Annotated in this window: 11 protein-coding genes; 7 read left to right on the plus strand and 4 right to left on the minus strand. The window is 44.6% G+C overall.

Annotation, left to right across the window (positions count from 1 at the left end):
• Positions 1-2 precede the first annotated feature (2 nt).
• From E4N69_RS00185 to E4N69_RS00195, 3 genes are all read right to left on the minus strand, one after another.
• Positions 3-1,058, minus strand: coding sequence for a ribonucleotide-diphosphate reductase subunit beta (locus E4N69_RS00185; RefSeq protein WP_162661949.1), 1,056 nt, complete (start codon positions 1,056-1,058; stop codon positions 3-5).
• Between the two features lie 86 nt (positions 1,059-1,144).
• Entirely contained in the window at positions 1,145-1,825 is a 681-nt protein-coding gene (locus E4N69_RS00190; RefSeq protein WP_253824087.1) for a metallophosphoesterase, read from the minus strand.
• A gap of 2 nt (positions 1,826-1,827) precedes the next feature.
• Positions 1,828-3,198, minus strand: coding sequence for a tetratricopeptide repeat protein (locus E4N69_RS00195; RefSeq protein WP_162661951.1), 1,371 nt, complete (start codon positions 3,196-3,198; stop codon positions 1,828-1,830).
• A gap of 34 nt (positions 3,199-3,232) precedes the next feature.
• Between E4N69_RS00195 and E4N69_RS00200 the strand changes: the two genes are divergently transcribed.
• The 4 genes from E4N69_RS00200 (at position 3,233) to E4N69_RS00215 (ending at position 9,346) form a co-directional block, all read left to right on the plus strand.
• The gene (locus E4N69_RS00200; protein ID WP_253824088.1) at positions 3,233-3,970 is read left to right on the plus strand and encodes a tetratricopeptide repeat protein; all 738 of its coding nucleotides are present in this window, start codon (positions 3,233-3,235) and stop codon (positions 3,968-3,970) included.
• A complete protein-coding gene (locus E4N69_RS00205; RefSeq protein ID WP_253824089.1) occupies positions 3,963-7,412 on the plus strand; it encodes a tetratricopeptide repeat protein in 3,450 nt (1,149 codons plus the stop codon). Before E4N69_RS00200 ends, E4N69_RS00205 begins: the two co-directional genes overlap by 8 nt.
• Positions 7,413-7,488: 76 nt before the next feature.
• On the plus strand, positions 7,489-8,652 hold the full coding sequence (locus E4N69_RS00210; protein WP_162661954.1) for a DUF8084 family protein: 1,164 nt from the start codon (positions 7,489-7,491) through the stop codon (positions 8,650-8,652).
• 154 nt (positions 8,653-8,806) lie between these two features.
• On the plus strand, positions 8,807-9,346 hold the full coding sequence (locus E4N69_RS00215; protein ID WP_253824090.1) for a hypothetical protein: 540 nt from the start codon (positions 8,807-8,809) through the stop codon (positions 9,344-9,346).
• A 254-nt stretch (positions 9,347-9,600) separates the two neighbouring features.
• Here the strand turns inward: E4N69_RS00215 and E4N69_RS00220 are convergent, their stop codons facing one another.
• On the minus strand, positions 9,601-12,003 hold the full coding sequence (locus E4N69_RS00220) for a helix-hairpin-helix domain-containing protein (protein WP_253824906.1): 2,403 nt from the start codon (positions 12,001-12,003) through the stop codon (positions 9,601-9,603).
• A gap of 184 nt (positions 12,004-12,187) precedes the next feature.
• Between E4N69_RS00220 and E4N69_RS00225 the strand changes: the two genes are divergently transcribed.
• From E4N69_RS00225 to E4N69_RS00235, 3 genes are all read left to right on the plus strand, one after another.
• A complete protein-coding gene (locus E4N69_RS00225) occupies positions 12,188-12,460 on the plus strand; it encodes a hypothetical protein (RefSeq protein ID WP_253824091.1) in 273 nt (90 codons plus the stop codon).
• Positions 12,457-12,741: a hypothetical protein gene (locus tag E4N69_RS00230; protein WP_253824092.1), complete on the plus strand. Its 285-nt coding sequence runs from the start codon at positions 12,457-12,459 to the stop codon at positions 12,739-12,741. Before E4N69_RS00225 ends, E4N69_RS00230 begins: the two co-directional genes overlap by 4 nt.
• Before the next feature lie 78 nt (positions 12,742-12,819).
• Positions 12,820-13,488, plus strand: a complete 669-nt coding sequence (locus E4N69_RS00235) for a SanA/YdcF family protein (RefSeq protein ID WP_253824093.1) — start codon at positions 12,820-12,822, stop codon at positions 13,486-13,488.
• Positions 13,489-13,504: the final 16 nt, after the last annotated feature.

The raw sequence follows: 13,504 nt of genomic DNA on the forward strand, positions 1-13,504 counted from the left end.
CCCTATAGATCATCCTTTAGCGCGGAAGATTTTGCATAAGCCGTAGACTTTGCTTCAAAGAAATCCGTCTTGATGAGGTTTGCGTTGCTGTATTGGCTTACCCAGCTCATGGAGGCAGGTTCTTCACGGTGGCCTTCGTACAATGGTTCAAAACCGAGGTTTTCGCAGCGAAGGTTGCCGAGGTACTGAATGTAGTCGGTAACCATGCCGCGGGTCAGTCCGGGAATGTCGTCGCCGATAACGTAATGCCCCCATGCAATTTCCTGTTCACAGCCTTCGCGGATCATGCTGCGGAACAGCTCGTTGTTTTCCGGCGTGAACAGCTGCGGCTCTTCCTTTTGCAGCTCATGGATGATCGAGCGGAATAGCCACAAATGCGTGTTTTCGTCGCGGTTGATGTAGCGGATTTCCTGCACGGAGCCGGGCATCTTGTTATTCCGACCGAGGTTATAAAAAAACATAAAGCCGGAATAAAAATATACCCCTTCCAGAATATAATTGGCGACGGCAACCTTGAGCAAGGCAAGCGCGCTTTTATCATCCTGAAACTCATTATATAGGTCGCCGATAAACTTGTTTCGTTTTAAGAGGTGCTCATCATCCTTCCACTGATAAAGGATGGCAGTCCGCTCGTCGGGGGAGCAGATGGTGTCCAACATGTAGCTGTAGCTCTGCGAGTGTACTGCCTCCTGAAACGCCTGAATGGTAAGGCAGAGGTTTACTTCGTTTGCGGTAATATACTGTCCGACATTCGGTAGGTTCGCCGTCTGAATGCTATCCAAAAAAATGAGGAAGGAAAGGATTTTATCATACGCGGTTTTTTCCGCGGGGCTGAGTTTGCGGTAATCCTGCACATCGGTATTCATATTGATTTCTTCCGGTATCCAGAAATTATTCATCGCCTGCCGATACCATTCGCTTGCCCATGTATACTTCATGTTGTTAAAGTCGTTGAGGTTGGTGGTATTCCCGCCTATCATCTTCCGCAGATGGACTTCGATGTCGCCCGTTTCGTTAAAGAGCTTTTTACGAGAAAGCACGGTTTCGTTATCTATCATCAAAATACTCCTTGTACTGTTCTATATATATAATATTTAGCTCTCAAACATAAAGGATAAAAGATATTAGCTCTCTATTAATGAGATCAAGTGGCAGATTGCGTAGTATCGAATTCCAACAGATAGTTGCTAAACACATTGATGACTGTTGTGTTTTCGTAGACGGTTACTCGCGGGGCTTGAAGATCATAAAGATGAATGTGTCCGTGTAAAAAATAGCGCGGCTTAAACTTTTTTATGAACCATAAAAAGCATTTAAATCCCACATGGCATGGATCGGGGCGGTCGTGGATACCGAAGGGCGCTGCATGAGCGACAAAAACATCTACATATCGACCATAGCGCAGCTTGTTGTAAATGAGGCGCGGTACCATTGCGAGTAGCTGCATCTTCATTTGATGTTCAGTGTATTGCCCGATGTCGCTATTATACCGGATACTTCCCGAAACCCCGGCAAAAAGTATGCCGTTCTCTCGGCGTGTGGTAAAGCCAAGATACGTTGACCCGTACCCTTCAGAGCGGATTGCGGCAATAGTTTGTAAGGAAGCGCTCGATCCAAGGTTTTTATGATAGTACGGCAATGCAGTGAGATTATGATTCCCAAACACAAAGAAAAGCGGTTTATTCAACGATGAAACGATAAATTCCAAATACTCCATTGGTAAATCCCCTGCCGAAATCACAAGATCGACATCTTGGTACCGCTCTTTGATATTGACACTGTAAATGAGCGGATCGATTTGATCGGAAATGCAGAGGATCTTCATGCCTATATGCCTTTTATTGTTTTTAAAATTGACTCCAGTTTGTCTTTATCTATTAATTCAAATGGACGATTCTCGGCAAAGCTTAATGCAGCCCGTGAGAAACCGCTTGAGGTAATGACAACGACCCGCACTAATCCCTGCGCTTTCATCTGTTCATGTAGCGAACGCAAAAAGGAATCTCCTATGATGTCGCTATCCCGCGAATAGATAAAGAGTTTGGGCTGCTTCCGTACATTCATCCATTTTTCGGAGTTATCTTCCAAGGCGATGATGGCACAGCCTTGTTTAATTTCCTTTTGAGACTGAACCAAAAGCGCGAATGCTTGTTCTGTAACCGCTTTACAGAGTTTGAGGAATGCTTCCGCGCTAACGGTAAGATATTCCTTCATGAGATCGTTTGAACGGAGGTCTCGATACTGGTTCAGCTTCTCTGTAACATCCTTATAGCTCGGCATTACAGTATGGATTGCCTCCCACTGCTCAATAGCGCGGTCGAGGTCTCTCATTTTTTCGTAACAGGCCGCAGCCGCATAACGGAGACGTAACGTATCGGGATTCGAATTTTTTGCAGTCGTGAGTTTAAGCGCGCGATCGAACTCAAAGGCGGCCTTTTCAAGACTATTTGCATCAAGATAGCACAAACCGCGCTCGGTAAAACACTTTTGTCGGAGATCTGCATTGCGAGCAGCTTTTTCAAATGAAGCCAACGCCTGTGCATATTCTTTTGATTCACGAAGTAGCCGCCCTTGATAGTACAGAGCAGTCGTATTATCCGGTTCAAGCTTCAGTGCGATAGCGATTTCCTGTTTTGCCTCATTCATCATCTTATTGCGGAATAAAAGCAATCCGAGCGCTGCATGAGCTGCGGCATGTTTAGAATTAAGATTAATCACCTGCCGGTAATGAAAAATAGCCTGCTCCGTCTTATTGAGCTGCTCAAAAAGTTGCCCGATAGCATAATGATATTCCGCATTTTGGGGGTCGAGTTTTATCAGTAATGCATATTCTGCGAGTGCTTCCGTATGTTGTTGGAACCGCTCATATAGTTGCGCCGTTAAATTTCGGAATTCTTTTTCTTGGGCTTTCGAGTCAAATACGGCCTTACTGATGGTTTTGAACTCCATCAAAGCGAGTTCGGCACGACCATCAGCTAAATAAGCTTTTCCAAGGAGATAGTGGGCTTTTGTATCACGCGGGTTTTTTGCTATAATAGCTTTTGCCCGTTTAATTGCTGTTGCATACTTGCCGGCATTGATATATTTTTCTATTATAGCTGTTTTTTTCGGTGAAAGAATCGAGCGTATTAGTAAAAAAGCTAATAATAAAATAGAGAAAGCAAGGATACCAATGAAACTAATAAGGTACAAAGACATAGATTTATGGTATAATTTTTGAGAGGTAATGTCAATGAAGTATATTTGCCGCGTATCGGCTCGAAAATTAATTTCGATTGTTATCTATCTAATAATAGCCACACAGGGTTTTACAGAAGACGCTATAACACAAGGAAAGAAATTACTGCTGAATAACCAGCCGGATAAGGCAGTGCCACTTTTCTATGAGGCTATGGCGGAAGAAAAGGACAACCCTAAAATCAACTTGTATTTAGGTGTATGCTATATTAGCCTCGGTAAATATGCAGAAGCCGAACAGCAATTGCTGGCTGGCAAAAGCAAAGATACCACAGGTTCATATCTCTACTCATATAATTTAGGGAATGTCTATTTTTTGCAAAGTCGTTTTACAGAGGCGGAGGAGGCTTATACTGCGTCGTTGGCAGCACGCCGTGCCTATCCACCGGCGGTGTTGAATAGAGCGAATACCTATATTAAATTGGAACAATATCCGCAAGCATTGGAAGATTATAAATTTTATTTAAACCTTGATCCTGCTACTTCCCAAAGACAGGCAATTCAGCGTATGGTATCGCTTTTGGAATCGGAACAGCGTGAGGCGGAAATGATTCGGATGAAGGAAGAAGCACGGAGGTTGGCGGAAGAAGCCGAACGGAAGGCCGCAGAAGATCGATATAAAAAGTTACAAGATGAAATAAATGCTAATTTACAATCAGTGGATAATGCTTCTTCTCTTTCTGTCGGATCGGATGAAACACTTGACTATTCGGAGGACTATAATCTTGAATGATTTACACAAATATTTAATAGGAACGGCGGCGGGTATTGTACTGTGCCTTTTAATTTGGGGCGGGTACTCTCTTATTTTCGGTAGAAAAGGAACAAATAACATACCGATTTCAAAAAATGAACTGAATGGTGACGCTATGGGAACCTCTCCAGGGCGCTCTTCCGATATTTTAGGGAATAATGGTGTGTTTGTACCCGAAAATGACAATAATGAACTCACGCAGGAACAACAGGAACGGCTTTTGGCTGCACAAGCTGCAAATGAAAGTCTTACTAAAAAGTATGATCCCCAAGATGGAAGCAACGTACAAAATCAGCAAAGTTTATCGAACGGTCAAGCGGATGGAACCGGGGATGCCTATCAGGGAGTATTCGGCTATGACACGCTTGCGCTTAACCGCGGAACACAGGAGCAGGAAGCAGTACGGGAAATAGGAAATCAAAAACTTGAGGAAGGACGCAATAAAGTACGCGCTCATATTGTGCAAGGGAAAAATGCTGCTCAAAAAAATCAGCTGGGCAATGCACTCACTGCTTTTGAACGGGCTGATGAAGCTATGCCTGATGACAAAGATTTTGAAGCATCTTCATATTACGATATAGCATCTTCGCTCTTTTTATTATCAAAAACGGTGCCTGATGTTCAGACTGCTCAAAAAGCTCGGGATGAAGCTGAACGGTATATAAAGAAATCTCTCGCGGCTCGCAATGATACGGACGCTCGCGAGCTTTATAGTAATATCATAGCTGAGCACCAAAAAGCGGCCGAAGCAAAGCGTCAGCAGGCGCTGTTAGCCCAACAGCAAGCGGCAGAACGCGCACGTAAAGAAGATCAAGCACAACAGCAGCGGAGACAGGTCGTAGAACTGATCGGACAAGGGAAAAACGCCGTAAACAAACGGCAGCTGAATAACGCCGTATCATCCTTCGATAAAGCGGCCGCTTCGATGCCGGACCATAAACAGTTCGCAAGCGATTCATACGCGGAAATGGCAGATGCGATGCTCAATCTTGCACAGCGCCTATCCGATCCGAACGATGTGCAGACATCGCTGAATAAGGCCGAAAACTACATTAAAGCAGCGCTCGCTGCACAGAACAGCTCCGGTGCCCGTAATCTTTACGCTAAAATACTTGATGCCCGCAAAGAACAGGAGCGGCTTGCGCAAGCAAGAGCTGAGGCTCAGCGTAAGCAGCAAGAACAGGCTGCTCAAGCCGCAGCGCAGAAAAAAGCTGAGGAACAACGCAAAGAGCAGGAGCGACTTGCACAGGCAAAGATTGAAGCCCAGCGTAAACAGCAGGAACAGGCCGCCCAAGCCGCAGCGCAGAAAAAAGCCGAAGAACAACGCAAAGCACAAGAGCGGCTTGCGCAAGCAAGAGCTGAGGCTCAGCGTAAACAACAAGAACAGGCCGCCCAAGCCGCAGCGCAGAAAAAAGCCGAAGAACAACGCAAAGAACAGGAACGGCTTGCCCAGGCAAGGGCTGAAGCTCAGCGTAAACAGCAGGAAAAACCGAAAACGGCTGCGTACAAACAGGTGGAAAACCTTATAGCACAGGGAACTGCCGCAGCTCAACGGAAACAGCTGAATAACGCTGTTCTTGCTTTAGACAGGGCAGGCCGCATCATGCCAAAAGATAATGATTTTGCGGAAGAGTCCTATCGCAAAATGGCCGATGCGATGTTCGGCTTGGCGGAAAATTCAACGGACAAGCAGACGAAAGCAAGTGCATTAAAAAAAGCCGGTGAGTATATTAAAAAGGGGCTTGCAGCAAAGAACACCCCTGAATCGCAAGCCTTAGCTGCAAAAATTACCAATGCGCAATCGGCACTCCAAGCGCAAGCAAGCCCCTCTGCAAAACCGCAGGCTGCGCAGCAAACCGCCGCCTCACGCCAAGCGCAATCTACTGTACCGCAAAAAAACAATGCGGCAAATAATGCGGGCGCGCGAGCGGCAGCACAAGCCCGCGCCGCAGCAGCTCAAGCGGAGGCTGCACAAAAAGCACAAGCAGAGTTGCTGGCCAAAAAACATGAAGTAGATGCACTGGTGCAACAAGGAAAAAAATCTGCAGCAAGCGGCAACTTTGCCGCAGCGCAAAGCGCTTTCAGTAAAGCAGCGGCGCAGATGCCGTCAGGTGATACCTCCTTTACGGCCGAACAATACAGGGAAATGGCGGAGGCCATGTATTCGCTTTCAAACAATTCTCCGGCTAATAGAGGGCAAGCACTAAACGAAGCAGCCGGCTATATTAAGAAATCGCTGGCGGCTAAAAACGATGACGCAAAAGCTCATTATGTATATTCGCAAATAGCAGATGCCCAAAACAATGCGGCGCTTGCCGTACAGGAATTGGAGTCCGCTCGCCGCTTCGATCCGCAAAATGCTCAATATAATTATGAGTTGGGTAGAAAGTATTTTGCACAGAAAAAATACCCCCAAGCCCGTTCCTGTTTTGAACAAGCCGTGAAATCCAATCCGCAATTTGAAGCAGCTTTTTTCAATCTCGGTATGACGCATAAGGTTATGAACGCAAATGACGCTGCTCTTACAGCTTTTTCAAAAGCTGCAACGTTAAAGCCGGATTATGTCCGTGCCTGGATCGAAATAGCCCGTATGCAAGATAAAAAACGAAATTATAGTGAGGCAATTAATAACTATCGAAAGGCATTATCATTGGAACCATCAAATACTTCAGCATTAAAAGAGATGGCGCAAGTGTATTCAAAACAAAAAGATGCCAAACAAGCGGAGCGCTATTTTAAAGAAGCATTAGCGTTAGGGGATACCGATCCGGTAACGTATTATAATCTCGCTGCGGTACAACTTGAACTTGGTAAGGTGACGGAAGCGCTACAAAATGCTCAAAAAGCGTTAGCCGGTAACGATAAGGACGCCCGCTTCTTATATACGTATGGTTTGGCGCTTGAAAAAAACAATCGGCTGCGCGAAGCGGAAGACTATTATGCCCGTTCTGTGGCAGCCGATGGACAATACGGTAAACCCCGCATCAACCTCGGACGGATACAGCTGGAAGCCGGTCGTCTCGATAGTGCAGAAGAGCATCTGCTCGCGGCATACAGGGCAGAAGCTTCAAATTTTGAAGTAAATATAAACTTAGGAAAACTCTACGGGTTAAAACATGAATATGGGAAAGCCATCGATTATTATACAAATGCGATAAAAATTATGCCGAATAATATTGATGCACGTCAGAATCTCGCAGCTGTCTACCTATCAGCCGGATTAAAAGAAAATGCACGCGATACCTATCAGACTATCATAAAAACAAATCCGCAGGCATGGGATAGTTACTATGAGCTCGGAAAAGTGTATATTAGTTTGGATAACAAGGCGGAAGCAAAGGCCATTTTTGAGCAGTTGCTTAAACAAAGGCCAAATGATCGTCATGCGGCCGAAGTTAAAAAGTTGTTGGTTAATCTTTAGAAATGAAAATTTTTATAACGGTACTTATTAGCCTTTCGGCTGTTTTGGTAGTATCTTTAAGGCAAGGATAACGATTATGGCATCAGTAGAAAAGAAACGGTTGTTAAATCTTCCTATTAAGTTGGTTTTAACACAGGAAGGTTCGACCTTCTTTATTAAGCAGAATAAGAAACTGTTGCGATTTACTTTGGCAGGAAATGTTGAAGAGTATGGAATCTCTCTGGATTCTTTTGTCCCCGACAACATTCAGCGGCTTATCCTTGCAAACTATATCTCAAAGATTGAAATCTCGCAGTCGGAATTAGGCTCTTCTCGCCAAGAAATTATGGATTTATCCAAATTGATTGTATTTTCTCTATTATATCGTCAATACGATGTGTTTATATTTAAGCAGATATTGGCTTCACCGGTAATTAAGAAGTGGAATAGACTCAACCCAGCGAACATTATCGATGAGAAGACGCACATTAATCAGAGATATTTAGCAGCAATTTTAAAAAAAAATGAAGATATTATTTACAAAACAAAAAAGGAAATCTTGGCGCCATTGTCTGCCTTTATCAGCAAAGAAGATCTCTCTCCCGCAGATAAAAATATGAAGCTCTTCCTAAGTGAAAAATTCCTTAATAATTTGCGGCCCTTTATATGGTTTATCATTACAAAATTTAAAACCGCCCCGAATTTTGATCTTATCATACGGACAATCCGTACCAGCCTTAATGAATATATCGACAAAACTAAAATAGCCGAATATATCTCACTTGTGTTGATGGAGTTGATTTTAAGTGCCGAAAATATAAATATGCGGAATGAAGCAAAGCAATTATTCCCCAATATAGAAGATCCACAAGATGCACTTTTCGACCCGAAAGTTCGCCAATTGCTTATTGCTGAACTGAAACGGAAAGAAGAAAAAGTCTTTGTCTCATGGAAAATTGGAGGTGGCAGTACTACTTCGATCGGTACACAGGGTAAAATGCAAATTTCAGTGTACAATAAAGCTGATTCTTCCGAAGCAATAAAAGCGAGTATAAACGACATGAAAAAGGCAGACATTAACAAAAATTCGCTTATCGATTTTTACCGTGCGCTGCCCGAAGGGTCTGATATATGCAGTCTTGGCATGTATTATATTTCGTATCTTATAGAACAATGTGAGAGTAGAAATGTTCACTTTGAATCCAGTGCAAGCAAATCTGCTTCCGATTTAACAGTCGTCAACCTATCTTTTATGTTCTAGGCCGATGAAGCACCTGTCCTTTATCTATCTATTATCATTTATTTTAATATATACCTCATGTTCATTTAATACGCCGTCTGCTGTACTTGCAAAAGAGCAACGGATATATAGTTATAATCAACAAGGTGCCTTAACGGAGTGGTTGGCTGTTTTTATGCTGATTGAAGACAACGATGGAAGAAATGATTATAAAGGCTTGATATTACGTGAAAATGCTACCGGCCTGGAGTGGGCACTCCATCGGGAAAATACTGTTTTTTTACAGGAAGCAGGATATTCAAAAAATACACAATGGGTAGGTTCAAATAAGTTCAAGTATCCCCGCCGCTTTTTTCCCGCAGGGCAGTATACACTTACAGCCTCAGATTTGGGTGGAAATAAAACGGAACTATCTTTTTCGCTGCAGGAACCCCAAGTGATAACCGCTTTACCCTTTGAGTTTACGTTGGAAAATGAACAATGGATGCTGCACATTACTCATAGCAACGCATGTTCACATTTTTCATTGATTATGCTGAGTGCTGATTTACAGCCACTGACTGTGTATCAATTGCAAATAAACGATGCCGAGCGACAAAATGGTTCGTTTGAAATGCTTGAGAATAGACCTACAGATGCACGGTATATCCAGTGTTTCGGAGAAAATTCCGACCAATCAATCGGCTTTCTCAGTACACCACTCCCTTTGCCGTAATTACTGATTTTTTACCTAAAAAGGCGAAAAGATGACATTGAAAGGACGTTTTGACGGTGATGATAAAGAGATAGTGCTGCAGAAGGTTTCCAGCCCCACTGAAGAAGAAATAAAAAAGGCTGTTCATTAAGGTATCTTTTATATAAAGTATTGACACTATTGTATTCATACCCTTCAAATACCTAAAGGGTATGCGTTTTCTAATGAACTAATCCCGATAAAAGAAAGCCTTTCTTTTGTCGGGATTTTTTGTCTTACTTCTTATTAAAATACGCTGCAAAGGGATTGTACTTTGTGCCGTCGTCATCCTTTCGCGGGCGGGCTTCTGCGACACGCCGCTCCGAACGGACTGCGGGCTGTCGCTCTCCGCGGTGGCTCAAGTGTTTTTCTCCCTGCACGGCAGGAGCGCCGCTGGTCTTTACCGCAACGGTTTTTCCGTCCTTGGTTTTTACGGTGATTTTTTTTACTTCCGCCTTTTGCTTTGTGGTCAGCTTCCCCTGTACCCCGCTTTCGCTTTTCCGGCTGAGTGAGATGCGGCGGCGCGCTTCATCGAGCGCAATAATCCGGCATTCCACAATATCGCCGACCTTTACCGCCTCAAGCGGGTCGGAAACAAAACTGTCGCTCATCTCGGAGATGTGCAGCAGGGCGGTTTCCTTAATACCGAGGTCAACAAAGGCGCCGAAGTCCACAACGTTTTTGATCTTGCCCTTAACGGTCATGCCGAGTTTAAGGTCTTCAAACAAGAGAACGCCCTGCTGCATAATCGGCTTGGGGCAGTCCTCACGAGGGTCTCGGTTCGGTTTTTTCAGCTCTTCGATAATATCGCTGACTGTTTGCTCGCCGAGCTGATACTTTTCCTGCAACTCCATTCGCACCTCTTTGGTTACCGGTTCGTTTTTGCGTACAATCTGATAGATAACCTCCGCTGCAGGATAGTTTTCGGGGTGTACCCACGAGTTATCCAGCGGATTGGCGCTCTCCGGTATCTTTAAAAAACCTGCGCATTGTTCAAAGGCCTTGGGGCCTAAACCGCTGACATTATGAAGCTGCTCCCGGTCGGTAAAGATGCCGGTTTTTTCGCGGTAACTCACAATCTTTTTCGCCAATCCGCTCGTAATACCGGATACGTATTTGAGCAGCGAGGCGCTTGCGGTGTTCAAATTGACGCCGACGTTGTTTACTACCGAACCGACAACCGCATCCAGCTCTTCTGAAAGTTTTTTCTGGTTTAAGTCATGCTGATAGAGCCCGACGCCAATAGACTTGGGATCGATTTTGACGAGTTCGGCAAGGGGATCCTGTAAGCGCCGCCCGATGGAGATAGCACCGCGGATGGTCAGATCCAAATCAGGGAATTCCTCGCGCGCCACATCTCCTGCGGAGTACACGGAGGCTCCGTCCTCATCAACTACCGTAAACAGCACCTCGGGGCAATGTGTTTTAATCACATCGGAGACGATTTCCTGCACCTCGTGAGAGCCTGTCCCGTTGCCCACTGCGATGAGCTGTACCTTATAGTCTTTTACCGCCTTGAGCAGCGCTGCTTTTGCTTCCTCTGCCTTATGCTGATAAATAACAAAAGAGCCGAGGTACTTGCCGGTTTCGTCTAAGGCGGCGCATTTGGTGCCGGTTCTAATACCGGGGTCTACGCCGAGTACGCGGGTTCCCTTAATCGGCTGCGTCATCAAGAGGTGTTTTAAGTTTTCGCTAAAAATAGTAATGCCGTGGGTGTCAGCATCTTCGCCTAAGTTGCTGCGGATTTCGCGGAGTACCGCAGGGCTGAGCAGCCGCACGACTCCGTCTGCAATCGCTTCACTGTGGTATTTGTTGTGCTGTACCGAACGGCTCTGCACCCGCGCAACCGCTTCGTCTACATCAACATTGATTTTTACTTCCAAAACACCTTCACGCTCTCCGCGGTTGATGGCAAGCACCCGGTGCGGTTTAATCTGGTTCAGCGCTTCGGAATACTCCCAGTACATCTGATACACGGAGGTTTTCTGCGCTTCTTCATCCCCGATACCCTTCACTTCAAAAAGACCGGTTGCCATAAAGAAATCATGTACCGCTTTCCGGTTTTCAGTATCCTGTGCTGTTTCTTCGGCAATAATATCGGAAGCTCCCGCAAGCGCATCCTCTACCGTCGGCACATTGAGTGTTTCGTCTTCACAATCGGTTTTAACAAAGTCCTGCGCCCGTTTTACAAGCTCGGCCTCTTCCAATTCCTTCATTAAATCGGCTAGACCCTGCAAACCGCGTTCAACAGCAAGCATACCGCGTGTCTTTTTCTTCTTTTTAAAGGGCGCCCAAATATCTTCAAGCTCCGTCAAAGTCGACGCCTTCATAATGTTGTCATAGAGCAGCTCAGTCAGCTTTCCCGCCGCAAACACACCCCGCACAATCTCCAACCGCCGCGTTTCCAGATTAAGATACGACTTAAAAAGCTTATCGGAATCCCGCACCTGAACCTCATCGAGTGAGCCGTGCATTTCTTTACGATACCGTGAAATAAAAGGGATTGTGCATCCTTCGTTGACCAATGTGATAACTGCGGAAACCTGCTGCATTCTAATGTTCAGCTCCTCCGCAACCTTTTTCATAATGTCGATCTCGTTCACTACAAGACCGTCAATAAACTCTTGCGTTAATTCCATGCGGGCGAGTATACCGAATTTTGGCTTTTTTTTAAAGGGGAGAAATTGTATCCGTGTAACAAGTGGTATTTCCATCGGTTGAGCTAAACGGTTTGCCGTATTACTCATCGTTAAATTTTTACTAATTGACGTTTCTTCGAAGCTGTTTATACTCAATAATAACATCATCCTCTAGGAGAATATCATGAATGAAAATGAGGCCGTGGAAAAACCAAAACAGACATTGCAAGACATTGATATACCGAAATATATTCAAATCGCCAGTGTTATTTTTATCGCTCTTTCTGTTTTTGCTGCAGCTCTTAATCTAGTTATTGATATTTTAACGCAAGGTCATGCAACGTTACAGCAATTAGCATATCTTGAAAAGACCGTATCGAATGTAACACTCGGATTGGTATTCTGGGGTACAGGTCAAGTTTTTGCTAAGTTACTGTGCAAGGAAAAAAATACATGAAATTCCTGTTAAAATATTTTAGATTGTATTTCGGGATTTCTCTTGTTCTTGTGATGTTAGGGGTGATTGTTATAGGGATGTCTGCAGTGGCAGATTTTCATGAGTATACCGCATATCCAATCTTCGAACAACAGCCGTATTTTTTAGTGATTTTGCAATTTATTGCTCAAACAATGAGCTCACTTAAAGCAATGTTTGGCTCATTGACAGCCTGCCTTATCGGTCTTTTTATCGCTGTACACTTCCGCCGACTATATGGGAAGTTACGAGAAATGATATAAAGTCACTGCCGATCATCGCTAAAGCCAACCGAGTTTTTAGAGATGCCCTACCAGCTGATGAGAAGAGGATGCATGAAAATGCCGAAACGTAAAGCACTTTTAAAAACGACACTTATTATATGCAGTGCACTCGTTTTTGTTGCTCTTTGGATCAATTACGATATGGTACGGTTTGCAAAGCCGTATATCAAAAATGCGGATGATGCGAGCCTTATGGAAGCGGATTGCATTTTGGTATTGGGCGCCCGTGTTTTAAAAAACGGGTATCCGAGCCATATCTTAGAAGATAGAATTATAACCGGTATCGATTTGTACCGTGCCGGTATTTCTCCGGCGTTACTGATGAGCGGCGACCATGGTACAAAAGCCTACGATGAAGTAAAGGCGATGAAGCAGTATGCTGTAGCACGAACTGTTCCAGCAGATTGCGTGTTTATGGATCACGCGGGATTTTCCACTTATGATAGCTGCTATCGAGCGCGGGATATTTTTTGTGCAAAAAAGGTTGTGATCGTAACGCAGCGGTATCATTTATATCGAGCTGTGTATATTGCACGCTGTTTGGGGCTTGACGCTTACGGAGTTGCAAGCGATCGGCGGTTTATCTACGGAAAAAACAGCCGCCATCTGCGGGAATTTTTTGCTCGGATAAAAGCAGTCGGCGCAGTATTTATCAAAGTGCGTCCCCGCTATTTAGGCGAACAAATCCCCATACAAACTTCACCGGGGAGCGTGACGGACGGTTAAACGTGGAATTAGCTTA

The sequence above is a fragment of the Treponema sp. OMZ 906 genome (genome assembly GCF_024181185.1).
In the GTDB taxonomy this organism is placed as follows: Bacteria; Spirochaetota; Spirochaetia; order Treponematales; family Treponemataceae; genus Treponema.